The organism is Erwinia sp. Leaf53, assembly GCF_001422605.1.
Classification (GTDB): Bacteria; Pseudomonadota; Gammaproteobacteria; order Enterobacterales; family Enterobacteriaceae; genus Erwinia.
Genome location: NZ_LMLK01000009.1, coordinates 1 through 23610, shown reverse-complemented (window position 1 = coordinate 23610; position 23610 = coordinate 1). Strand labels below are relative to the sequence as shown.

The 23610-nt window shown below is 56.4% G+C and carries 17 protein-coding genes, 1 pseudogene and 1 riboswitch; of the genes and pseudogenes, 4 read left to right on the top strand and 14 right to left on the bottom strand.

Translation table 11 applies throughout. The features are described 5' to 3' along the window. Positions 1-2: 2 nt before the first annotated feature. Positions 3-1070, bottom strand: coding sequence for a uroporphyrinogen decarboxylase (gene hemE / locus ASF13_RS08685; protein ID WP_056234914.1), 1068 nt, complete (start codon positions 1068-1070; stop codon positions 3-5). Positions 1071-1109: 39 nt separating this feature from the next. Next, on the bottom strand, positions 1110-1883 hold the full coding sequence (nudC, locus tag ASF13_RS08680; RefSeq protein ID WP_056234912.1) for an NAD(+) diphosphatase: 774 nt from the start codon (positions 1881-1883) through the stop codon (positions 1110-1112). A 73-nt stretch (positions 1884-1956) separates the two neighbouring features. Here nudC and ASF13_RS08675 point away from each other — a divergent pair, with 73 nt between their 5' ends. The 3 genes from ASF13_RS08675 (at position 1957) to thiE (ending at position 5338) form a co-directional block, all read left to right on the top strand. Then, positions 1957-2463 (top strand): Rsd/AlgQ family anti-sigma factor, encoded by a 507-nt coding sequence (locus tag ASF13_RS08675; protein WP_056234910.1) that lies wholly within the window; start codon positions 1957-1959, stop codon positions 2461-2463. A gap of 117 nt (positions 2464-2580) precedes the next feature. Beyond that, positions 2581-2681: riboswitch (TPP riboswitch) on the top strand. An 87-nt stretch (positions 2682-2768) separates the two neighbouring features. Beyond that, on the top strand, positions 2769-4703 hold the full coding sequence (thiC, locus tag ASF13_RS08670) for a phosphomethylpyrimidine synthase ThiC (RefSeq protein ID WP_056234907.1): 1935 nt from the start codon (positions 2769-2771) through the stop codon (positions 4701-4703). After that, on the top strand, positions 4700-5338 hold the full coding sequence (gene thiE, locus ASF13_RS08665) for a thiamine phosphate synthase (RefSeq protein ID WP_056234904.1): 639 nt from the start codon (positions 4700-4702) through the stop codon (positions 5336-5338). The genes thiC and thiE overlap by 4 nt, the downstream gene beginning before the upstream one ends. A gap of 385 nt (positions 5339-5723) precedes the next feature. Here thiE and ASF13_RS08660 read toward each other — a convergent pair whose 3' ends face one another. Further along, positions 5724-7220 (bottom strand): PLP-dependent aminotransferase family protein, encoded by a 1497-nt coding sequence (locus ASF13_RS08660; RefSeq protein ID WP_056234902.1) that lies wholly within the window; start codon positions 7218-7220, stop codon positions 5724-5726. Between the two features lie 173 nt (positions 7221-7393). Between ASF13_RS08660 and ASF13_RS08655 the strand changes: the two genes are divergently transcribed. Next, the gene (locus tag ASF13_RS08655; protein ID WP_056234899.1) at positions 7394-7585 is read left to right on the top strand and encodes a DUF1127 domain-containing protein; all 192 of its coding nucleotides are present in this window, start codon (positions 7394-7396) and stop codon (positions 7583-7585) included. Between the two features lie 152 nt (positions 7586-7737). Here the strand turns inward: ASF13_RS08655 and ASF13_RS08650 are convergent, their stop codons facing one another. The 11 genes and pseudogenes from ASF13_RS08650 to tuf all read right to left on the bottom strand — a co-directional run. Continuing rightward, on the bottom strand, positions 7738-9465 hold the full coding sequence (locus ASF13_RS08650; protein WP_056234896.1) for an ABC transporter ATP-binding protein: 1728 nt from the start codon (positions 9463-9465) through the stop codon (positions 7738-7740). 135 nt (positions 9466-9600) lie between these two features. Then, positions 9601-10662: a DUF1176 domain-containing protein gene (locus tag ASF13_RS08645; RefSeq protein WP_056234895.1), complete on the bottom strand. Its 1062-nt coding sequence runs from the start codon at positions 10660-10662 to the stop codon at positions 9601-9603. Between the two features lie 83 nt (positions 10663-10745). Further along, positions 10746-14969 carry a DNA-directed RNA polymerase subunit beta' gene (rpoC, locus tag ASF13_RS08640; protein WP_056234892.1) on the bottom strand — a complete coding sequence of 1408 codons (4224 nt, stop codon included), beginning with the start codon at positions 14967-14969 and terminating at the stop codon, positions 10746-10748. Between the two features lie 143 nt (positions 14970-15112). Then, positions 15113-19141: a DNA-directed RNA polymerase subunit beta gene (gene rpoB, locus ASF13_RS08635; RefSeq protein WP_056234888.1), complete on the bottom strand. Its 4029-nt coding sequence runs from the start codon at positions 19139-19141 to the stop codon at positions 15113-15115. Positions 19142-19482: 341 nt separating this feature from the next. Next, complete coding sequence (rplL, locus tag ASF13_RS08630; RefSeq protein ID WP_056234886.1) at positions 19483-19848, bottom strand: 50S ribosomal protein L7/L12; 366 nt, start codon at positions 19846-19848, stop codon at positions 19483-19485. A gap of 63 nt (positions 19849-19911) precedes the next feature. Further along, the gene (gene rplJ / locus ASF13_RS08625) at positions 19912-20409 is read right to left on the bottom strand and encodes a 50S ribosomal protein L10 (RefSeq protein WP_056234885.1); all 498 of its coding nucleotides are present in this window, start codon (positions 20407-20409) and stop codon (positions 19912-19914) included. Between the two features lie 421 nt (positions 20410-20830). Further along, positions 20831-21535, bottom strand: coding sequence for a 50S ribosomal protein L1 (rplA, locus tag ASF13_RS08620; RefSeq protein WP_056234883.1), 705 nt, complete (start codon positions 21533-21535; stop codon positions 20831-20833). A 3-nt stretch (positions 21536-21538) separates the two neighbouring features. After that, positions 21539-21967, bottom strand: a complete 429-nt coding sequence (gene rplK / locus ASF13_RS08615; protein WP_034828899.1) for a 50S ribosomal protein L11 — start codon at positions 21965-21967, stop codon at positions 21539-21541. Positions 21968-22162: 195 nt separating this feature from the next. Further along, positions 22163-22708, bottom strand: coding sequence for a transcription termination/antitermination protein NusG (nusG, locus tag ASF13_RS08610; RefSeq protein ID WP_056234880.1), 546 nt, complete (start codon positions 22706-22708; stop codon positions 22163-22165). Position 22709: 1 nt separating this feature from the next. Further along, a complete protein-coding gene (secE, locus tag ASF13_RS08605) occupies positions 22710-23093 on the bottom strand; it encodes a preprotein translocase subunit SecE (RefSeq protein ID WP_056234878.1) in 384 nt (127 codons plus the stop codon). A 267-nt stretch (positions 23094-23360) separates the two neighbouring features. Further along, positions 23361-23610, bottom strand: a pseudogene (gene tuf / locus ASF13_RS08600) (elongation factor Tu); the annotation flags it as partial.

The window sequence follows — 23610 nt, the reverse complement described above, 5'->3', positions numbered from 1 at the left end:
AATTACTCCTGGTGGTAAGGGCGTGACAGGCGGTGTACCGCCTCAACAAACGCGCCGGCATGTTCCGGCGGCACGTCCTGATGGATACCGTGCCCCAGGTTGAAGACGTGGCCGTTACCCTGGCCAAAGCCGTTGAGAATGCCCGCCACTTCCTGCTCGATGCGTGCAGGCGGCGCGTAGAGGATCGACGGATCCATGTTGCCCTGCAGCGCGACTTTATCGCCGACCCGGCGGCGCGCGTCGGCGATATCGGTGGTCCAGTCCAGCCCCAGCGCGTCACAGCCGGTGGCAGCCATCTGTTCAAGCCACTGCCCGCCGCCTTTGGTGAACAGGGTAACCGGCACCCGGCGGCCTTCATTTTCATGCAGCAGGCCGTCGATAATTTTATGCATGTAATGGAGCGAGAACTCCAGATAGTCGCGCCCGGTCAGCACGCCACCCCAGGTATCGAAGATCATTACCGACTGTGCGCCGGCACGGATCTGCGCATTCAGGTAAAGCGTCACGCTGTCCGCCAGCTTGTCCAGCATCAGGTGCAGGGTCTGCGGCTCGGCGTACATCATCTTTTTCAGCTTAGTGAACGCCTTGCTGCTGCCGCCTTCCACCATATAGGTGGCCAGCGTCCACGGGCTGCCGGAAAAACCGATCAGCGGCACTTCCCCGTTGAGGTTTTTACGGATGGTACGCACCGCGTCCATCACGTAGCCCAGCTCACCTTCCGGATCGGGGATCGGCAGCTTGTCGACGTCGGCGCGGCAGGTAATCGGTGAAGAGAAGCGCGGACCTTCCCCCGCTTCAAAGTAAAGCCCCAGCCCCATCGCATCCGGGATGGTCAGAATGTCGGAGAACAGGATCGCGGCATCCAGTGGATAACGGCGCAGCGGTTGCAGCGTCACTTCGCAGGCCAGCTCGGCGTTTTTGCACAGTGACATAAAGTCACCGGCCACGGCACGAGTGGCTTTGTACTCCGGCAAATAACGCCCTGCCTGGCGCATCATCCATACCGGGGTCACATCAACAGGCTGGCGCAGCAAGGCGCGCAGATAACGATCGTTCTTCAGTTCACTCATCTTCAGGCTCTCTCATTTTCAGAGGAATAGTGTATCACGTCATTCCACACCCGCGCGGCACAGCGCCACGGTATCTTCAATCAGCCGGCGGGCAATGGTGCCCGCCGGTGGCAGCAGCGGCAGTGCATCATAGCGATACCAGCCGGCATCCAGCAGCTCCTTCGGGTCGATCTGAATCTCACCGCTGTCATAGTCGGCCATAAACGCCATCATCAGCGACTGCGGGAACGGCCACGGCTGCGAGGCGACATAGCGCACATTTTTCACCCGGAGGCCACTCTCTTCCATAACCTCCCTTGCCACCGTCTGTTCCAGCGTTTCACCCACCTCGGTAAAACCGGCCAGCACCGTGTAAATGCCGTTGCGGTGGCGGGTGTGCTGCGCCAGCAGGATCTCCTCACCGCGGCGGATCGCCACGATCATGCACGGCGCTATCTGCGGATAATACCGCTGGCGGCAGTGATGGCACAGGCAGGCCCATTCGGTTCTGCTGTGGTGCATTTCATGCCCGCAGTAGCCGCACCAGCGATGCGAGCGGTAGAATTCGGCCAGCTGTACGCCACGCCCGACCAGCTGAAACAGCCCGGGCTCCTGATCCAGCAGCTGGCGCAGCGATCCGCACTCCTTGGGGCGGCTTTCGCGGATCAGCCAGACCGGTTCGCCCTGCCATTCGCCCAGCAAGGATCCGCGGGATCCCTCCAGACCCAGTGCTCCGGCCTGGCCGTAAGGTAATTCGCCTTTTGGTAACCAAATTTTGTTTTCGGTGCTGACAACCCACCAGCCAGCGTCTACGCTTGTTAGTTGACGTTCCATAAAATGCTCATTTTCCTCAGCTCATCAAAGCGGATTGAGGTCAGATGTTCAAAATAACACGACGGAGTTGAACATGCTTAACCAGTTAGACGTCCTTACCGCACGCGTTGGCGGTTGCAGCGAACTGGTCGACCTCTGCCTGCATTCACGTAAGCAGTTACTGGTTACCTATTACCAAATGGCCGGTCTGAAGCCGAACAAGGATTCCCTGACCGCACTCGATGAAAACGCGCTGGATAACTTCTGCCACAGCCTGGTGGACTATCTGTCAACCGGCCATTTCACCCTGTACGAGCGTTTTATTAAAGAGCTGGAAGGCAGCGAACAGCTGGCACAGGCGGCAGTGATCTACCCGTCGTTGCAGGCGAATACCGACCGCATTATGCAGATTTATGACTCGCATCTGGAAACGGCGATCGATGATGATAACTGCCTTGAGTTCCAGCAGGCGCTCTCAGGCGTCGGCGAAGCGCTGGAATCCCGCTTCTCGCTGGAAGATAAATTCATCCAGTTAGCGATGGAAAATCACGTGCAAAAACAGATCGCTGCCAACGAACCGACCCTCGCCCGCCCTGCCTGAAATCGTTAGAGATTGGTGAAAGCCTTGTGATTTGTGATCGGCCCCTTTATGCTTCAGGGGCTTTGAGCAGGCGCATTTTGCCCAAAGCCGGTACGCTCTGTTGAGCCATGTACCAGCGTCTTCTTGTCGGAGTGCCCCTCGGGGCTGAGACCGTTAATTCGGGATCCGCGGAACCTGATCAGGTTAATACCTGCGAAGGGAACAAGAGTAAAACAGCTGTAACGGTATCAGGCCGTACGCGTTGATATCGTGCAAATTACTCCCGCCTCCAGGCAAGCATATTTCCCTTTAATCAGGAATTTGCTATGTCTACCGTTGAAAAAAAGTCATCACGCCGTGAGCAGCGCGCCGAAGCGCAGCAGTTTATTGATTCCCTGCAGGGCACCGCTTTTCCGAATTCCAAACGCATCTACCTGACTGGCTCCCGGCCGGATATCCGCGTGCCCATGCGCGAAATCCAGCTCAGCCCGACCGTCACAGGCGGCAGTAAAGACAATCCCACGCTGGAGCAGAATGAGCCGGTGCCGGTCTACGATACCGCCGGCCCGTATGGCGATCCGGCAGCGGCGATTGACGTGCATCGCGGCCTGCCTAAGCTGCGCAGCGGGTGGATTGCCGCGCGCAGTGACAGTGAAGAGATCGACGAACTGAGCTCCACCTACACCCAGCAGCGGCTGGCGGATGACGGGCTGGATCATCTGCGCTTTGAACAGCGGCCGCGCCCACGTCGCGCGCAGGCCGGGCGCTGCGTCACCCAGATGCACTATGCGCGGCTCGGGGTAATCACCCCGGAGATGGAGTTTATCGCCGTGCGCGAGAATATGGGCCGCGAGCGTATCCGCAGCGAGGTGCTGTTGCAGCAGCACCCGGGTAACAGCTTTGGTGCCAGCCTGCCGGAGAACATTACCGCCGAATTTGTGCGCCAGGAGGTGGCCGCCGGGCGGGCGATTATCCCGTCGAACATCAACCACCCTGAGTCTGAGCCGATGATTATCGGCCGCAACTTCCTGGTGAAGGTCAACGCCAATATCGGCAACTCGGCGGTCAGCTCCTCGATCGAAGAAGAGGTAGAGAAGCTGGTGTGGTCGGCACGCTGGGGGGCGGATACGGTAATGGACCTCTCTACCGGACGCTATATTCACGAAACGCGTGAGTGGATCCTGCGTAATAGTCCGGTGCCGATCGGTACCGTACCGATCTATCAGGCGCTGGAGAAGGTCAACGGCGTTGCTGAGGACCTCACCTGGGAAATTTTCCGCGACACGCTGCTGGAGCAGGCGGAACAGGGGATGGACTACTTTACTATCCACGCCGGTGTGCTGCTGCGCTACGTGCCGATGACCGCGAAGCGCCTGACCGGCATCGTCTCACGCGGCGGATCGATCATGGCTAAGTGGTGCCTGTCGCATCACCAGGAGAGTTTCCTCTATCGCCACTTCCGCGAAATTTGCGAAATCTGTGCCGCCTATGACGTGGCGCTGTCGCTGGGTGACGGCCTGCGCCCCGGCTCAATTCAGGATGCTAACGACGAAGCGCAGTTTGCCGAGCTGCGCACCCTGGGCGAGCTGACCAAAATCGCCTGGGAGTATGACGTACAGGTGATGATTGAAGGCCCCGGTCATGTACCGATGCAGCGCATTCGGGTCAATATGACTGAACAGCTGGAACACTGCCATGAAGCACCGTTCTACACTCTTGGCCCGCTAACCACCGATATTGCGCCGGGCTACGATCACTTCACCTCCGGTATCGGCGCGGCGATGATTGGCTGGTTCGGCTGTGCCATGCTGTGCTACGTGACGCCGAAAGAGCACCTCGGCCTGCCGAATAAGGAGGACGTTAAGCAGGGCCTGATTACCTACAAAATTGCCGCCCACGCCGCCGACCTGGCGAAGGGGCATCCGGGCGCGCAGATCCGCGATAACGCCATGTCGAAGGCGCGCTTCGAATTCCGCTGGGAGGATCAGTTTAACCTGGCGCTGGATCCGCATACTGCGCGCGCCTATCACGATGAAACGCTGCCGCAGGAGTCCGGCAAGGTGGCCCACTTCTGCTCGATGTGCGGGCCTAAGTTCTGTTCGATGAAGATCACCCAGGAAGTGCGCGAGTACGCTGCCCGCCAGGCAGCCGAAGCACAGCCAGTTGAAATAGGCATGCTGCAGATGCCTGAAGAGTTCCGTAACCGGGGCGGTGAACTGTATCATCGCGCCGACACGCTAAAAACCGAGGAAAATGTATGAGTCGTGGTGCCTTCCCCGCCACCGAAGCCCGGCTTGGGCTCTATCCGGTAGTGGAAACCGTAGAATGGATCGACCGCCTGCTGGCGTGCGGCGTGCGCACAATCCAGCTGCGTATTAAAGACCGTCAGGAGGATGAGGTAGAACAGCAGATTGCCGACGCCATTGCGCTGGGCAAACGCTACAACGCACGGCTGTTTATCAACGACTACTGGCGGCTGGCGATTAAGCATCAGGCCTATGGCGTGCATCTGGGCCAGGAGGATTTGAACGTCGCCAACCTTGACGCCATTCATGCCGCCGGCCTGCGCCTGGGGCTTTCCACCCACGACGACGCCGAGCTGGATCGCGCGCTGGCGGAGCAGCCCTCCTATGTTGCGCTGGGGCACGTGTTCCCGACCCGGACCAAGGAGATGCCGTCGGCACCGCAGGGGCTGGAGGAGCTGAGCCGCCACGTTAAACGCCTGCAGGGGATCTCCACCGTGGCGATTGGCGGTATCAGCCTGCAACGCGCACCGGCGGTACTGGCAACCGGCGTCGGCAGCATTGCGGTGGTCAGCGCGATTACCCAGGCCGACGACTGGCAGGCGGCGACCCGCCAGCTGTTGGCGCTGGCGGAGCCGGGCCAGATGAGGTAGCGAGCGGCCGGTCGCCAGGGGGGACGTACACCTTACGATCGGGCAGCAGATCCGTGCTGTTAACGTTGGCGGAACCTATCCCGACAACGTAGTGAGCGGCCGGATGCCAGAGGAATACCTATTTCAGTTCAGGCAGCAGACCCGCGCTGCTGCCTTCCTTCCCCACGGCAACGCCCTCTTCGACTCCGGCTACTCAGCTACCAGGCCTGCAACACCGGTCACGGCACTCTTTTTTGTGTAGTCGTGCACAAAAAAATGACACCGCAGGCAACGCCATCAATAGCGCTGAATACGCATTCCATAACGCCGCACCCGCGCTTTTCCCGCAGCCCACAGCGGGTAGAGTAGAACCGTGGTCAGCCCGGCGGCTGGCTGCCGGGGCCGGTTATCCTTTCCCACCGGCCCCGCCTTCCTCCACCAGCGCCAGCGCGTCCGTAGCTTCGGCTTCGGTCGGCATCTCCGGCATGCAGGCCGCCATCGCCCGCGTCAGCGCCGCACCAATAATGGCCAGTGCCCGATCGGTTTTATCGGTAAACGGATGCCCGTAGCTCAGACGCAGGCAGTTACGGTATTTGCCGGAGGCCGAGAACAGCGAGCCCACCGCCACCTGTATTTTCGTTTCACGCAGGTCCTGATTCAGCCGGTGCACGTCAAACGGTTCGGGCAGTTCGACCCACAGCAGGAAGCTGCCCTGCGGGCGGGTGACGCAGATGCCGCAGGGAAAGTGATGGCGCAGCCGCCGCGTGAAGATCTCGAGGTTGCGCTGGTAGAGCATGCGCATTCGCCGCAGGTGCGGCAGGTAGTATCCCTGACGAATGAAGTTGGCCACCGCCTGCTGCGCCTGAATCGCGCTGGAGCCGGTGCCGATATACTTCAGGTGCAGCACGCGATCGAAATAGCGCCCCGGCGCGATCCAGCCCACGCGCAGCCCCGGCGCCAGCGTTTTAGAGAAGGAGCTGCACAGCATCACCCGGCCGTCCAGATCCAGCGATTTAACGGTCGCCGGCCGCGGATAGTCAAACGCCAGCTCGCCGTACACGTCATCCTCAATGATCGCCGCATCAAAACGTTGTGCCAGCGCGATCAGCGCCCGCTTGCGCGCTTCCGGCATAATGAAACCCAGCGGATTATTGCAGTTAGGCACCACCACCACGCCTTTGATCGGCCACTGCTCAAACGCCAGTTCCAGCGCTTCAAGGCTGATGCCGGAAACCGAATCGGTCGGAATTTCAATGGCGCGGATGCCGTACCCGTTGAGGGTCTGCATGGTGCCGTGGAAGGTCGGGGACTCCACCGCAATAATGTCGCCGGGCTGGCAGACGGCGCGAATGGCAATCGACAGCGCCTCGTGGCAGCCGGTGGTCACCACAATGTCATCCGCCGTCAGCTGGCAGCCGCTGTCGATCTGCAGGCGGGCAATCTGTTCACGCAGTTCGACCACACCGTACAGATTGTCATAGGCGAGCATCCGCGGATCCATCTGCTGACCGAGGCGGTTGATAATTTTCCACAGCGGCTTCAGCGTTGGCTGGCTGACGTCGGGCATGCCGCTGCCAAGCTGAAAGACGTCGTTATCCAGACGCGCGTTGACCAGCTCCAGCACGCGGTCCCACTGGGTAACCTCCACCGGGCGCTGCACCGGGCGGGTCATCGGCGGGATCGGCGGCACCGCCTTGCGCGGCGTGACAAAGTAGCCGGAGCGCGGCTGCGGGGTGATCAGCTGCTTCTCCTCCAGCAGGTAGTACGCCTGCTGAACGGTGCTGATGCTGACGCCGTGTTCGGCGCTGAGCGTGCGTACCGAAGGCAGGCGCTCTCCGCCCTGATACAACCCCTGCTCAATGCGTTGCGCCAGCAGGTCGGCCAGATGTTGATAACGCGTCATTGTATCCTCTCATTTCCACACATCGACTGAAAACCAGTACAGATGCCGGTGAAAAATACCATTCAGACACACTATCCCCCGTTCTGTATGGCAATAAAAGAGAATTTTTGCATCTGTATCGACTGGGCGGCTAACGGCATAATTTCTCTCAGACGCCATCAGGGGAGAGCAGCATGGAATTTTACGAGAACAGAGCAGCCCGGCCATTCAGCTGGGCCACCGTCCGCACCATTTTTATCCTGCCTTACCGCCGCTGGCAGGCCGCGCGCCTGCGGGCAGCCACCCGCAGGATCCTGGCAGGGCTCAGCCAGGAGCAGCTGAAAGATATCGGCATGACCAGTATGGACGTGCAGCGTTTCAAATGATGTGATGTGGCCTGGTGCGCGGTTTGCACCCCGGGGCAGCAGAGGGTGCTCTGCTGCCCCCTTTTTATTGCCGGTGCAGTTTCCCGGCGGCCTGGCGTGAAGGCTCACGGCAACGCGGCCGTTGTACGCCGAGCCACCGTTAGCCTTACCGATCAGTTCGGTGACCGTGCGGCAAACTGCGCCTGATGCAGGCGGGCATAGTGCCCCTGTTTTGCCAGCAGCTGTCGATGATCGCCCTGCTCCACGATACCGTTATCATCCACCACGATAATGCGGTCTGCATTCTGAATGGTGCTGAGGCGGTGGGCGATCACCAGCGAGGTGCGGCCTGCGGACAGTTCACTCAGCGACTGCTGAATGGCCTGTTCAGTAGCGGTATCCAGCGCCGAGGTTGCTTCATCAAGGATCAGGATCGGCGGGTTTTTCAGGAAGATCCGCGCGATCGACAGACGCTGCTTCTGGCCGCCCGACAGTTTGACGCCGCGCTCGCCGACCACCGTGTCCATGCCCTGCGGCAGGCTGGCAATCAGCTCGTCCAGATGGGCCTGACGGGCGGCATGCCAGATCGCCTCTTCGCTGGCGTCCAGCCGGCCGTAGGCGATATTCTCACGGATGGTGCCGCCAAACAGGAACACATCCTGCTGCACGATACCGATCTGACCGCGCAGCGACCGTTGCGTGACGTCGCGGATATCGACGCCATCAATGCGAATGACGCCGCTCTGTACATCATAAAAACGCGGTAGCAGCGAGCAGAGCGTGGTTTTTCCCGCGCCGCTCGGGCCGACAAAGGCGATGGTTTCACCGGCGCGAATGGTCAGGTCGATCTGACTGAGCACTGGCCGATCGGCCTGATAACCGAAGGTCACCTTGTCGAAGGTAATATCCCCGCGCACCGCGTCCAGCGTCACCGCATCGGGTTTGTCGGTAATATCCGGCAGCGTATCAATCAGCTGGGTGAAACGTTTAAAGCCGGCGATGCCTTTCGGATAGCTCTCCAGCACCGCCGAGATTTTCTGCACCGGACGGAAGAATACCTCCACCAGCAGCAGAAAACCGACAAAGCCACCGTAGCTCAGCTGGCCCGCCAGCACGTACCAGGTACCCGCTACCATCACGATCAGCTGCACCAGCCGGGTGCTCAGGTAGCTGAGGGTCATACTGGTGGTCATAATGCGGTAAGCGCGCAGCTTGGTGGTGCGGTAGCTGGCGTTATCATCGGCGAACAGCGCTTCCTCCTTCTGCTCGTTGGCAAAGGCCTTCACCACGCGGATACCACCAATGCTCTCTTCAATACGCGTATTAAAATTACCCACCTGGCTGAACAGCTTGCGCCAGGTCTCCGCCATCTGTGAACCGTGACGGCTGACCAGCCACGACATGCCGGGCACGATCACCAGGGTGATCAGCGCCAGCGGCAGATGCACGCTGGCCATCAGAATAAAGGCACCGATAAAGGTCATGATCGCCAGGAACAGATCTTCCGGCCCGTGGTGGGCAATTTCTCCCACCTCCTCCAGATCCTTCGTCACGTGGGTGATAATATGGCCGGTTTTCGTGTTGTCGTAGTAGCGCAGCGACAGCTTTTGCAGATGGGAAAACGCCTGCTGGCGCATATCGGTCTCAATGCCGACGCCCAGCGCGTGTCCCCAGTAGTTAACGATCGCCATCAGGCCGGTGTTGATCAGATAGATCGCCAGCAGCGCCAGGGCGGCGATCACGATCAGCGGCCAGTCCTGAGCGGGCAGCAGCTTATCAATAAAGGTGCGCACCGCCATCGGGAACGCCAGCTCCAGCAGGCCGGCCAGCACGGCACAGCCGAAATCGATCATAAACAGTTTCTTGTACGGCGCGTAATAGCTAAAAAAACGACGAAGCATAGTATCCTCATTGCAGTAACCGGGCGGCAACGGGCCGCCGGTCAGTTGGCTTTACGGCGTCTGAGACCCTGTTCAGCAGGAATGTTCACAGCCCTGCTGAACGCAGGTTTTGCAGCGGCCCCTGGTAACGGCGGGCTAGCGGGGGGATGCTTCGCTCACCCACAACGACGGCCAGTCACCCGGCTCACCGCCGTTACAGGACGGCTGGTTGTTATAGCTGGCCAGATGAAAATCCTTACCGTCATACTTCCAGCTGCCGTTATGGCCGCAGTCGGCAATGCCGCGCCCGCGTCCTGAAAAGTACAGTTCACCGGCGGCAGGATCGTAGCCGCCCTCGGTAAACCAGCTCAGACGTTCCGGCTGGCCCGATTCGCCCGCTACCGGCAGCGAGAGCGTCAGTTGCGTTGAGCGGGTGGCATCAGCACGGTCACTGATAAAAAGCATGCTGGAGGACTGATAGGCACCCAGCCCGCAGTTGATCATCACCAGCGCCTGCTGAGCGTTCAGCGGCTGCGCCTCACTGCGTTCGCGACTTTCTGCGTCCGGCTCACAGCCCTCTTTCTGCAGCAGCGGCAGGTTGGCTTTGATCGCACCGTCAATCAGCGCCTGCGCGTTGGTCAGCGCCACCACCTTCGGCGGCGTAAAGCTGAACGCCGGCGGCCGTGGCCGGGCCGGTACCTGGTCTGGTTCGTTATTGCCAACCTTCAGCAGCGCGGTCTGATTATTCAGCCGCCCCTGACGCTCATCCACCAGCAGCAGCGCTGCGTTCAGGCCGCTGAGCGAGGCCGCATCGCCGTTCGGTGCCAGCGACAGCTTCAGGGCATTCTTACTTGCCTGCACCCACCGCTGCACGGTCGCCAGGCTGTCCGTGCTGGCCACGTTAAAGTCATCCTCAGCGGCCTTTGAGAAGCTCAGCTCGCTGTTCCAGCGCTGCCCGTCCAGCCAGACCCCCTGCGGGTCGTCATTGCCAAACCCCTGAAAACGCAGCGACACCGCGCCCTGCGGCCCGGCCTGACGTGCGATAATAATCCGCAGCCCTTCATCCATATTACGCACGTCGCAGTCGTTAACATTGTTGCAGGTAACCTGCCACTGTTTAAACACCTTCTGCAGCGGTACCTGGCTGTTCTCTGCCGCCAGCAGCGGCGCAGTCATCGCCAGGCCCAGCGCGGCCAATAATAACTTTATTTTTTTCATTGTTTTATCCCGAATTACTTTTCCATAAGCAAAAAAAAACCGCTCCGGAGAGCGGTTTTTACTATGCCATAACTGAGCGACGATTACTCGTCGTTGCCGCCGCCGAGACCGGCGTTCAGCAGTTCAGCCAGGCTGGCAGAAGCTTCATCTGCGGTCACCTGCGGTACAACCGGGGCTTCGCCCGCGGCTTTACGACGCATACGATCCTGATGATAAGCGTAACCGGTACCGGCTGGGATCAGACGGCCAACGATCACGTTCTCTTTCAGGCCGCGCAGTTCGTCGCGTTTGCCCGCAACGGCTGCTTCGGTCAGTACGCGCGTGGTTTCCTGGAACGAAGCCGCAGAGATGAACGACTCGGTTGCCAGGGACGCCTTGGTGATACCCAGCAGATCGCGGGCATAGGTCGCTGCGATTTTGCCGTTGTTTTCCAGATCGCGGTTGGAGATCTTCACGCGTGAGAACTCAACCTGCTCACCGTCGAGGAAGTCAGAGCTTCCCGCGCTTTCGATGGTCGCTTTACGCAGCATCTGACGAACGATAACTTCAATGTGCTTATCGTTAATCTTAACGCCCTGCAGGCGGTAAACTTCCTGCACTTCGTTAGTGATGTAACGGGTCACCGCATGCACGCCACGCAGACGCAGAATGTCATGTGGAGACTCAGGGCCATCGGAAACCACGTCACCGCGTTCCACGCGCTCACCTTCGAATACGTTCAGCTGACGCCATTTCGGAATCATCTCTTCGTAAGGTTCGCTGCCATCAACCGGAGTAATCACCAGACGGCGCTTACCTTTGGTCTCTTTACCGAAGGAGATAATACCGCTGATCTCCGCCAGGATAGCTGGCTCTTTCGGACGACGGGCTTCGAACAGGTCAGCAACGCGTGGCAGACCACCGGTGATGTCCTTGGTACCGCCAGATTCCTGCGGAACACGCGCCAGGGTATCACCCGAGCTGATCTTGATGCCATCTTCCAGCTGCACGATCGCTTTACCTGGCAGGAAGTACTGCGCAGGCATGTCGGTGCCAGGGATCAGGACATCATTACCGTTGGCATCAACGATTTTCAGCGCCGGACGCAGATCTTTCGCACCGGCAGTACGTTCAGCACTGTCCAGAATGATCAGCGAGGAGAGACCGGTCAGGTCGTCCGTCTGGCGGGTAATGGTCTGGCCGTCAATCATGTCGGTGAAGCGAATGAAACCGCTCACTTCGGTGATAACCGGCATGGTGTGTGGATCCCAGTTTGCGACGGTCTCACCCGCTGCAACCTGCTCACCGTCACCTTTCGCCATGGAGGCACCATAAGGAACTTTATAGCTCTCTTTGGTACGACCAAATTCGTCGATCATTTTCAGTTCAACGTTACGCGAGGTGATCACCAGCTTGCCAGCGGAGTTAGTTACCGACTTGGCGTTGATCAGTTTCAGGGTACCTTTGTTCTTCACCTGAATGCTGGATTCCGCAGCCGCACGAGATGCCGCACCACCGATGTGGAAGGTACGCATCGTCAGCTGGGTACCCGGCTCACCGATTGACTGGGCCGCAATAACACCGATCGCTTCACCTTTGTTGATGATGTGACCACGTGCCAGGTCGCGACCGTAGCAGTGCGCACACACGCCGAAGTCAGTTTCGCAGCTTACTACGGAACGCACTTTCAGGCTGTCAACAGAGTGTTCTTCTAACAGATCACACTGGGCTTCATGCAGCAGCGTGTTGCGCGGCAGCAGGATGTCAGCGGTACCTGGCTTGATCACGTCTTCTGCGGTCACACGACCCAGAACGCGCTCACGCAGTGGCTCTTTAACATCACCACCTTCGATAACCGGGGTCATCATGATACCTTCGTGGGTACCACAATCGTCTTCGGTCACCACCAGATCCTGCGCCACGTCAACCAGACGACGGGTCAGGTAACCGGAGTTCGCGGTTTTCAGTGCGGTATCCGCAAGGCCTTTACGCGCACCGTGGGTCGAGATGAAGTACTGGAGTACGTTCAGACCTTCACGGAAGTTCGCGGTGATTGGCGTTTCGATGATTGAGCCATCTGGCTTGGCCATCAGACCACGCATACCCGCCAGCTGACGAATCTGTGCCGGAGAACCACGCGCACCGGAGTCGGCCATCATAAAGATGCTGTTGAAGGAAACCTGCTTCTCTTCTTCACCGTCACGGTTAATCACGGCTTCTGTAGAGAGGTTTTCCATCATCGCTTTCGCAACGCGTTCGTTGGCCGCAGCCCAGATATCGATCACTTTGTTATAGCGTTCGCCAGCGGTAACCAGACCAGACTGGAACTGCTGCTGGATCTCAGCCACTTCCGCTTCCGCTTCGGTGATGATTTCCACTTTCTTCGCTGGGATCACCATGTCGTCGATACCGACAGACACACCTGAACGTGCCGCATAGGCAAAGCCGGTGTACATGGTCTGGTCAGCAAAGATAACCGTTGGTTTCAGGCCCAGGATGCGGTAACAGGTGTTCAGCATCTTAGAGATCGCTTTCTTACCTAACGCCTGGTTGACGATAGAGTAAGGCAGGCCTTTTGGCACGATCATCCACAGGATCGCACGACCAATGGTGGTGTCGATCAGGCTGGTTTTAGAGGTCCAGACGCCCTGATCGTCTTTCTCATGTTCGGTGATACGCACCTTAACGCGAGCGTGCAGAGACGCGAGGCCGGCGCGGTAAATACGCTCAGCTTCTTTCGGACCGCTCAGCACCATGCCTTCGCCTTTGGCGTTAACACAGTCGCGTGTCATGTAGTACAGACCCAGTACAACGTCCTGAGAAGGAACGATGATTGGCTCACCGTTCGCAGGCGACAGGATGTTGTTGGTCGACATCATCAGCGCACGCGCTTCCAGCTGGGCTTCCAGCGTCAGCGGTACGTGAACAGCCATCTGGTCACCATCGAAGTCGGCGTTGTATGCCGCACAAACCAGCGGGTGCAGCTGAATCGCTTTACCTTCGATCAGTACTGGCTCAAACGCCTGGATGCCCAGACGGTGCAGGGTTGGTGCACGGTTCAGCAGGACCGGGTGTTCGCGGATCACTTCATCCAGGATATCCCAGACGACAGCTTCTTCACGCTCAACCATTTTCTTAGCGGCTTTGATGGTGGTAGCAAGACCACGCAGCTCCAGCTTGCCGTAGATGAACGGTTTGAACAGCTCCAGTGCCATTTTCTTCGGCAGACCACACTGGTGCAGGCGCAGGTATGGACCTACGGTAATAACCGAACGGCCTGAATAGTCTACACGTTTACCCAGCAGGTTCTGACGGAAACGACCCTGTTTACCTTTGATCATATCGGCCAAAGATTTCAGAGGACGTTTGTTCGAACCGGTGATCGCACGACCGCGACGGCCGTTATCCAGCAGCGCATCGACCGCTTCCTGCAGCATACGTTTTTCGTTGCGTACGATGATGTCTGGCGCAGCCAGATCCAGCAGGCGTTTCAGACGGTTGTTACGGTTGATCACACGACGGTACAGATCGTTCAGATCTGATGTCGCGAAACGACCGCCGTCCAGCGGAACCAGCGGACGCAGATCCGGTGGCAGTACCGGCAGCACGGTCAGGATCATCCACTCTGGCTTGTTACCAGATTGTACGAACGCTTCCAGCAGCTTGATACGCTTGGTCAGCTTTTTACGCTTGGTTTCGGAGTTGGTTTCGGTCAGCTCTTCACGCAGCTGCTCGCACTCTTGCTCCAGATCCATGTTTTTCAACAGGGCCTGGATCGCTTCCGCACCCATTTTGGCGTCGAATTCATCACCAAACTCTTCCAGCGCGTCAAGATACTGCTCTTCAGTCAGGATCTGGCGCTTTTCGAGGTTGGTCATACCGCCTTCAACCACCACGTAAGATTCGAAGTACAGCACACGTTCGATATCACGCAGCGGCATATCCAGCAGTAAACCGATGCGCGAAGGCAGCGATTTCAGGAACCAGATGTGCGCAGTCGGGGAAGCCAGCTCAATGTGGCCCATGCGCTCACGGCGAACCTTGGTTTGTGTAACTTCAACGCCACACTTCTCACAGATCACACCACGGTGTTTCAGGCGCTTGTACTTACCGCACAGGCACTCATAGTCTTTTACCGGCCCGAAAATACGCGCACAGAAAAGGCCGTCACGTTCTGGTTTGAACGTACGGTAGTTGATGGTTTCTGGCTTCTTAACTTCACCAAAAGACCATGAACGGATCATGTCTGGCGATGCCAGCGCGATCTTGATCGCATCAAACTCTTCGGTCTTAGTTTGTGCTTTCAGAAACTTAAGTAAGTCTTTCACGGATTAGCTCCCGTCGGAGTGAGACTTCTCAGAAACGCCCGGAGTGACCCGGGCGCCCTGTAACCAGTACAGCAAGTGCGAGTACCCCCCGGTTTCAGGCTGCCGGCGCGTTAGCGACGTGCATCCCGAAGGTGGGGGAGTGATTACTCGTCTTCCAGCTCGATGTTGATACCCAGCGAGCGAATCTCTTTCAACAGTACGTTGAAGGATTCTGGCATGCCCGGTTCCATCTGATGGTTGCCGTCAACGATGTTTTTATACATCTTGGTACGGCCGTTAACGTCATCAGACTTCACGGTCAGCATTTCCTGCAGGGTATATGCGGCACCGTATGCTTCCAGTGCCCATACTTCCATCTCACCGAAGCGCTGACCACCGAACTGCGCCTTACCACCCAGCGGCTGCTGAGTAACCAGGCTGTAGGAACCGGTAGAACGTGCATGCATCTTGTCATCAACCAGGTGGTTAAGTTTCAGCATGTACATGTAGCCAACGGTAACCTGACGCTCGAACTGCTCACCGGTACGACCGTCGAACAGGGTGATCTGGCCAGAAGAAGGCAGGCCGCCGAGCTGCAGCAGCTCTTTGATCTCGCTCTCTTTCGCGCCGTCAAACACCGGAGTGGCGATTGGCATACCTTTTTTCAGGTTCTCTGCCAGACGCAGCACTTCGTCGTCGGTGAAGGTGTTCAGGTCAACTTTCTGACGCACGTCGGTGCCCAGATCGTAGGCGCGCTGAATAAACTCACGCAGCTTGGACACTTCTTCCTGCTTCTTCAGCATGGCGTTGATTTTCTCGCCGATGCCTTTCGCAGCCATACCCAGGTGGGTTTCAAGAATCTGACCGATGTTCATACGCGATGGAACGCCCAGCGGGTTCAGTACGATATCGACCGGCGTACCGTTCTCATCGTATGGCATATCTTCGATCGGGTTGATCTTGGAGATAACACCTTTGTTCCCGTGACGACCTGCCATCTTGTCACCAGGCTGGATCTGACGTTTAACGGCCAGATACACTTTAACGATTTTCAGCACGCCTGGTGCCAGGTCATCGCCCTGAGTGATTTTGCGGCGCTTGGCTTCAAGTTTCTTCTCAAACTCGTGCTTCAGCTCGTCGTACTGCTCAGCCAGCTGTTCCAGCTGGTTCTGTTTCTCTTCGTCGGTCAGGCCCAGTTCCAGCCAGCGCTCGCGAGGCAGCTTGTCCAGTTTGTCCGCTTCCACACCGCCGGCAACCAGCAGGTATTGAATACGGCTGAACAGGCCCGCTTCGAGGATCTTCAGCTCTTCAGACAGGTCTTTCTTCGCCTGCTTCAGCTGCATCTCTTCGATTTCCAGCGCGCGCTTGTCTTTCTCTACGCCATCGCGGGTGAAGACCTGAACGTCGATAACGGTACCTGACACGCCGTTAGGCACGCGCAGGGAAGAGTCTTTAACGTCAGACGCTTTCTCACCGAAGATCGCACGCAGCAGCTTCTCTTCTGGCGTCAGCTGAGTTTCACCCTTCGGCGTTACCTTACCAACCAGAATGTCGCCACCGGTCACTTCTGCACCGATATAAACGATACCAGACTCATCCAGCTTGGAGAGCGCAGCCTCACCCACGTTAGGGATGTCAGCGGTGATCTCTTCCGGCCCCAGCTTGGTGTCACGAGAGACACACGCCAGTTCCTGGATGTGGATGGTGGTGAAGCGGTCTTCCTGTACTACGCGCTCGGAGACTAAGATGGAGTCTTCGAAGTTGTAGCCGTTCCACGGCATGAACGCTACGCGCATGTTCTGGCCAAGAGCCAGTTCGCCGAGGTCGGTTGAAGGACCGTCAGCCAGCACGTCGCCACGTTCAATCGGTTCGCCCAGGTTCACGCATGGCATCTGGTTGATGCAGGTGTTCTGGTTCGAACGGGTGTACTTGGTCAGGTTGTAGATGTCGATGCCGGCTTCGCCAGGGTACATCTCGTCTTCGTTAACTTTGATAACGATACGGGATGCATCAACGTACTGTACGGTACCACCACGTTTCGCTACGGCAGTTACGCCGGAGTCAACCGCTACCGCGCGCTCCATACCTGTACCTACCAGCGGTTTATCCGCGCGCAGGGTTGGTACGGCCTGACGTTGCATGTTTGCACCCATCAATGCACGGTTGGCGTCATCGTGTTCCAGGAACGGGATCAGTGACGCACCGACGGAAACCACCTGTTGGGTGGATACGTCCATGTAGTCAACCTGATCGCGGCTGAACAGGCTCGACTCGCCTTTGCTACGGCAGGTCACCAGGTCGTCTACGAAGTGACCTTCGTCGTCGAGGTTGGTGTTAGCCTGAGCGATAACGTAGTTACCCTCTTCAATCGCAGAGAGGTAATGAATTTCGTCGGTCACCACGCCATCGCGCACGCGACGGTATGGGGTTTCCAGGAAACCATACTCGTTAGTCTGTGCGTACACGGACAGGGAGTTGATCAGACCGATGTTTGGACCTTCCGGCGTTTCGATTGGACATACGCGACCGTAGTGAGTCGGGTGTACGTCTCGAACTTCGAAGCCTGCACGCTCACGCGTCAGACCGCCCGGGCCCAGTGCAGAGATACGACGCTTGTGCGTGATCTCAGACAACGGGTTGTTCTGGTCCATAAACTGTGACAGCTGGCTGGAACCGAAGAACTCTTTCACCGCGGCCGAGATTGGCTTGGCGTTGATCATGTCCTGAGGCATCAGGGTGTCCAGATCGCCCAGGGACAGACGCTCTTTAACCGCACGCTCAACGCGCACCAGACCAACACGGAACTGGTTTTCAGCCATTTCGCCAACGGAACGAATTCGACGGTTGCCGAGGTGGTCGATATCATCCACTTCGCCAATACCGTTACGGATCCCGATCAGCTTCTTCATCACCTGAATGATGTCGTCTTTGCTCAGAATACCGGAACCTTCGATCTCATCACGCAGCAGAGAACGGTTGAACTTCATACGACCCACCGCAGACAGGTCGTAGCGGTCTTCTGAGAAGAACAGGTTCTCGAACAGGTTTTCAGCCGCTTCACGCGTCGGTGGCTCACCAGGACGCATCATGCGGTAGATCTCAACCAGCGCGCTCAGGCGATCGTTGGTTGGGTCGACGCGCACGGTTTCGGACATGTACGAACCGTGGTCCAGGTCATTGGTGAACAGCGTTTCGATGCGCTTGTGACCGGACTGGCTCAGTTTAGCCAGCAGATCCAGCGACAGCTCCATGTTCGCCGCAACCAGCAGCTCACCGGTGCTTTCGTCGATGTAATCTTTAGCAACGACTTTGCCCGCGATGTATTCAACCGGAACTTCGATGTGTTGAACGTCATCTTTTTCCAGCTGGCGAATATGACGCGCAGTAATGCGACGACCTTTTTCGACGTAAACGGTGCCGTTCGCTTCGATATCGAAGGACGCAGTTTCACCGCGCAGGCGTTCCGGGACCAGCTCCATCTGCAGCTTGTTATCACGGATCTGGTACACCACTTTATCGAAGAACAGGTCAAGGATCTGTTCGGTGGTGTAGTTCAGCGCGCGCAGAATGATGGTCGCAGGCAGTTTACGGCGACGGTCAATACGGACGAACAGGTTATCTTTCGGGTCGAACTCGAAGTCTAACCATGAACCGCGGTAAGGGATGATACGTGCGTTATACAGCACTTTACCCGACGAGTGGGTTTTACCCTTATCGCTGTCGAAGAAGACACCAGGGCTACGATGCAGCTGAGAAACGATAACGCGCTCGGTACCATTGATCACAAAGGTACCGTTGTCAGTCATGAGCGGGATTTCGCCCATGTATACTTCTTGTTCTTTGATATCTTTAACGGTGCCTTCCGGCGCTTCGCGCTCGTAGATCACCAGGCGCAGTTTAACGCGCAGCGGTGCAGAGTACGTGACGCCACGAATCTGACACTCTTTCACATCAAAGACAGGTTCGCCTAAACGGTAGCTGACGTACTGCAGCTCAGAGTTACCGCTATAGCTTTGGATCGGGAATACGGAACGGAATGCTGCTTCCAGACCATACTGACCTTCCGAATCTTGCTCGATAAACTTCTGGAACGAGTCAAGCTGGATAGAAAGGAGATAAGGAATGTCCAGTACTTGTGGACGTTTTCCAAAATCCTTACGAATGCGTTTTTTCTCGGTATAGGAGTAAACCATTGGGTTCCTCAGCTCGCTGAAAAGTAGAACCTTTCTGTCCGTCCAGAGGGGACAGTTCATGCAACGCTGTTTTGTGTTGTGCAAAAGGCAGAACGCCTTTTGTAATACCTCTTTCTATCACGCTTAAACCATTTCATTGCCGCTTTCCGGGCGGGGAGCCCATGGAGGGATGGCAGTATATTAAGTCGTCGATAGAGAAAGATATTAAGCTAATCAATGGCTAAACAGTGTGAAAGACCATTGATGCTATAGAGCGCAAAAAGGCTGGTGACCAAAAAGTCACCAGCCATCAGCCTGAGCTAACGTAATGTCAGACTCAAGCTGCAACCTGGAAGGTTGGCTTATTTAACTTCAACTTCTGCGCCAGCTTCTTCCAGAGATTTCTTCAGAGCTTCTGCGTCGTCTTTGCTGATGCCTTCTTTCAGGGCAGCAGGTGCAGACTCAACCAGGTCTTTGGCTTCTTTCAGGCCCAGACCAGTTGCGCCACGTACTGCTTTGATCACGGCAACTTTGTTAGCGCCGATAGCTTTCAGTACAACGTCGAACTCAGTTTTTTCTTCAACAGCTTCTGCCGGGCCAGCAGCAACAGCAACAGCTGCAGCAGCAGACACGCCGAACTTCTCTTCCATAGCGGCGATCAGTTCAACGATTTCCATTACAGACAGAGCTGCAACGCCTTCAATGATTTGGTCTTTAGTGATTGACATTTCGTGTTCCTAAATTCAGAAAAAGTTTATACGTAAGCAAATGAACGTGAAAAGAAAGGCTGATTAAGCAGCTTCTTTCTGATCGCGAACAGCAGCCAGAGTGCGAACCAGTTTGCCGGCAGCGGCTTCTTTCATGGTTGCCATCAGGCGTGCAACTGCTTCATCGTAGGTAGGCAGAGTTGCCAGGCGGTCGATCTGAGCCGCACTGATCAGCTCGCCTTCAAAGGCCGCAGCTTTAACCTCAAATTTTGCATTCGCTTTCGCGAAATCTTTGAACAGACGAGCAGCAGCGCCCGGGTGTTCCATAGAATATGCAATCAAGGTAGGACCGGTGAAGGTGTCTTTCAGGCACTCAAACTGAGTACCCTCAACAACGCGACGCAGCAGGGTGTTACGAACAACACGCATCACTACGCCAGCTTCACGAGCTGCTTTACGCAGTTCGGTCATTTTGTCTACGGTAACGCCACGAGAATCCGCAACTACCGCAGACAGCGCGCCTTTGGCTACTTCGCTGACTTCAGCAACAATCGCTTGTTTGTCTTGAAGATTTAAGGCCATTAGCTTGTGCTCCTGGATTTTAGCCGGAGATGAATTTCCCCGGAACTCACTTCACCTGAACCGTGTTACCACGGCCAGGCGCTAAAACACGGTGAGCAGATCCAGCAAAGACTATAAAAATATTCTTTTGGTTCTGTCACCGTCTACGCAGGAAATTAAGTCTCTTGCGAAACACCTGCGGTCTTGGACGGAGGCCAGGATAGGCCTGGCTCCAACCTAAAAATCTGTCTAATACATCGTCCTTCAAGCTGCCGCTGCGTTGGCTGCCTTCATTCACCCCAGTCACGTAGTGAACTACGCACCTGTGGATTCACTCAGTTGCCGCTTTGCTACAACTCGAATGACTCGATTAGAAGTTCTGCATAATAACAGAACAATGGGCCAAAGATTCTAGATGAAAATTTAGCCCACGTAAAGCAGATTAGTTAGCAGCAGCGTTCAGGCCAGCCTGATCGATTGCCACGCCAGCACCCATGGTGGTGGACAGGCTAACTTTCTTGATGAAAACGCCTTTCGCCTGAGAAGGTTTTGCTTTTTTCAGCGCAACCAGCAGGGATTCCAGGTTTTCTTTCAGCTTATCGGTATCGAAGTCAACCTTACCAATAGTGGTATGGATGATACCGTTTTTGTCGTTACGGTAACGAACCTGACCCGCTTTAGCGTTTTTCACTGCTTCAGCAACGTTAGGGGTTACAGTACCGACTTTCGGGTTTGGCATCAGACCGCGTGGGCCCAGAACCTGACCCAGCTGGCCAACAACGCGCATTGCATCAGGAGATGCGATAACCACGTCGAAGTTCATTTCGCCTTTTTTGATCTGGTCAGCCAGATCTTCCATACCTACCAGCTCAGCGCCGGCTGCTTTAGCAGCTTCAGCGTTTGCGCCCTGGGCAAATACGGCAACGCGAACGGAACGGCCAGTACCGTGTGGCAGTACAGTTGCACCACGCACGTTCTGGTCAGATTTACGAGCATCGATGCCCAGGTTTACCGCTACGTCAACGCTTTCAACGAACTTGGCAGTAGCCAGTTCTTTCAGCAGAGCAACAGCTTCGTTGATGTCATACTGTTTAGTTGAATCAACTTTGTCACGGATCACGCGCATGCGCTTGGTCAGCTTAGCCATTTCTTAGTCCTCTACAACCAGGCCCATGGAACGAGCAGTACCTTCGATTGAGCGAGTCATCGCTTCAACGTCAGCACCAGTCATGTCCGCAGCTTTGGTTTCTGCGATTTCACGTACCTGAGCACGGGATACTTTACCTACTTTGTCTTTGTTCGGCTTGCCAGAACCAGACTTGATACCAGCCGCTTTCTTCAGCAGTACTGCTGCAGGAGGGGTTTTGGTAACGAAGGTGAAAGAACGGTCAGAGTAAACGGTGATCACAACCGGAGTTGGAAGACCTTTCTCAAGGGATTCTGTTTTGGCGTTAAACGCTTTACAGAATTCCATGATGTTAACGCCTTGCTGACCCAGAGCTGGACCAACCGGTGGGCTCGGGTTTGCCATACCAGCTGCAACCTGCAGCTTAACGTAGGCTTGTACTTTCTTAGCCATGATAATTCCTCTATTGGGTGATAACGCTTCGTGAGAAGCTCCCCGTGATTAATATTTACCCGCCGTTGCCAGCGTGTAAAAACAAAAGGCGCGAAATAATAGTGCAATTTCGCGCCTTTCGCAACCATCCGTTCAGGACAATTGTGTAAATTTTATGCCGCACAGCGCGATTTTTCGCACTGCGCGCAAAGGGGATTAGCCTTTCTCAACCTGACCGAAGTCCAGCTCAACCGGCGTAGCACGGCCGAAGATGGAAACAGATACTTTCAGGCGGCTTTTCTCGTAGTCGACTTCTTCCACCACGCCGTTGAAGTCCGCAAATGGACCATCGCTAACGCGAACCAGTTCACCCGGCTCAAACAGCGTTTTAGGACGTGGCTTGTCACCAACCTGCTGCAGACGGTTCATGATCGCGTCAACTTCTTTATCGCTGATCGGCGCCGGACGGTCAGAGGTACCACCGATAAAGCCCATCACGCGTGGCACGCTGCGCACCAGGTGCCAGCTGGCATCGTTCATGACCATCTGCACCAGCACATAGCCCGGGAAGAACTTGCGCTCGCTTTTGCGGCGCTGGCCACCACGGATCTCAACCACTTCTTCGGTTGGAACCATGACTTCGCCAAACAGCTCTTCCATATTGTGTAATTTGATATGCTCGCGCAGCGACTGCGATACGCGGCCTTCAAAACCGGAAAACGCCTGAACGACGTACCAGCGCATTTTTGGGGCTTCAGACATCTTAGAACCTCAGGCCAGTGATAAACGATACCAGACGGACCAGAATGCCATCCAGCCCCCACAAAATCAGTGACATCACGGCAGTTACCGCGGCAACGATTAACGTGGTGTGCAACGTTTCCTGACGAGTAGGCCAGATGACTTTGCGAACTTCAGTGCGGGCTTCACGGGCGAAAGCCAGTGTTGCTTTGCCTTTGATGGTCAGCAGGGCAACGCCTGCTGCGGCTGCGATCAGAACAACGACGGCCAGCGCGCGCAGCGGCAGAGTCACGCCGCGATAATAATAGTTGCCGACGATAGCAGCGATCAGCAGTACTGCCACACCTAACCACTTGATCACTTCCAGGCCGCGTCCGCTCCCTTGAGCTTCGGTATTAGCACTCATAAACCAACCTGCCAGAATAAATCAGAAACACTTTTGCCCCGCAAAACGAGGCAACCGAACCGAATAATGTGCAAAGGCACCACCCGGCATAGCCATTAATCTCAAGACATGCTTGAAAATTATGGGTTTTTACGCCGTGCTACAGAGCCTGCCTCAGCAATGATTATGACCGAAAATCACTGATGAGCCAGGTTCTATGTTACAGCGTAGAAAAAGGGCATCAAATGATGCCCTTTTCTCGTGCGTTGCGTCAAATATTATCAGCGATTAAGCGATAACTTTAGCAACAACACCTGCACCCACGGTACGGCCGCCTTCACGGATGGCGAAACGCAGACCGTCGTCCATCGCGATTGGGTGGATCAGGGTAACAACCATCTGAATGTTGTCGCCTGGCATTACCATCTCTACGCCTTCTGGCAGTTCGATGGTACCGGTCACGTCAGTTGTACGGAAGTAGAACTGTGGACGGTAGCCTTTGAAGAACGGAGTATGACGGCCGCCTTCATCCTTGGAC

Bases quoted from the DNA above. Each gene is read 5' to 3' on its own strand.
- hemE (WP_056234914.1), bottom strand. From the start codon at position 1,070: ATGAGTGAACTGAAGAACGATCGTTATCTGCGCGCCTTGCTGCGCCAG.
- nudC (WP_056234912.1), bottom strand. From the start codon at position 1,883: ATGGAACGTCAACTAACAAGCGTAGACGCTGGCTGGTGGGTTGTCAGC.
- ASF13_RS08675 (WP_056234910.1), top strand. From the start codon at position 1,957: ATGCTTAACCAGTTAGACGTCCTTACCGCACGCGTTGGCGGTTGCAGC.
- thiC (WP_056234907.1), top strand. From the start codon at position 2,769: ATGTCTACCGTTGAAAAAAAGTCATCACGCCGTGAGCAGCGCGCCGAA.
- thiE (WP_056234904.1), top strand. From the start codon at position 4,700: ATGAGTCGTGGTGCCTTCCCCGCCACCGAAGCCCGGCTTGGGCTCTAT.
- ASF13_RS08660 (WP_056234902.1), bottom strand. From the start codon at position 7,220: ATGACGCGTTATCAACATCTGGCCGACCTGCTGGCGCAACGCATTGAG.
- ASF13_RS08655 (WP_056234899.1), top strand. From the start codon at position 7,394: ATGGAATTTTACGAGAACAGAGCAGCCCGGCCATTCAGCTGGGCCACC.
- ASF13_RS08650 (WP_056234896.1), bottom strand. From the start codon at position 9,465: ATGCTTCGTCGTTTTTTTAGCTATTACGCGCCGTACAAGAAACTGTTT.
- ASF13_RS08645 (WP_056234895.1), bottom strand. From the start codon at position 10,662: ATGAAAAAAATAAAGTTATTATTGGCCGCGCTGGGCCTGGCGATGACT.
- rpoB (WP_056234888.1), bottom strand. From the start codon at position 19,141: ATGGTTTACTCCTATACCGAGAAAAAACGCATTCGTAAGGATTTTGGA.
- rplL (WP_056234886.1), bottom strand. From the start codon at position 19,848: ATGTCAATCACTAAAGACCAAATCATTGAAGGCGTTGCAGCTCTGTCT.
- rplJ (WP_056234885.1), bottom strand. From the start codon at position 20,409: ATGGCCTTAAATCTTCAAGACAAACAAGCGATTGTTGCTGAAGTCAGC.
- rplA (WP_056234883.1), bottom strand. From the start codon at position 21,535: ATGGCTAAGCTGACCAAGCGCATGCGCGTGATCCGTGACAAAGTTGAT.
- rplK (WP_034828899.1), bottom strand. From the start codon at position 21,967: ATGGCTAAGAAAGTACAAGCCTACGTTAAGCTGCAGGTTGCAGCTGGT.
- nusG (WP_056234880.1), bottom strand. From the start codon at position 22,708: ATGTCTGAAGCCCCAAAAATGCGCTGGTACGTCGTTCAGGCGTTTTCC.
- secE (WP_056234878.1), bottom strand. From the start codon at position 23,093: ATGAGTGCTAATACCGAAGCTCAAGGGAGCGGACGCGGCCTGGAAGTG.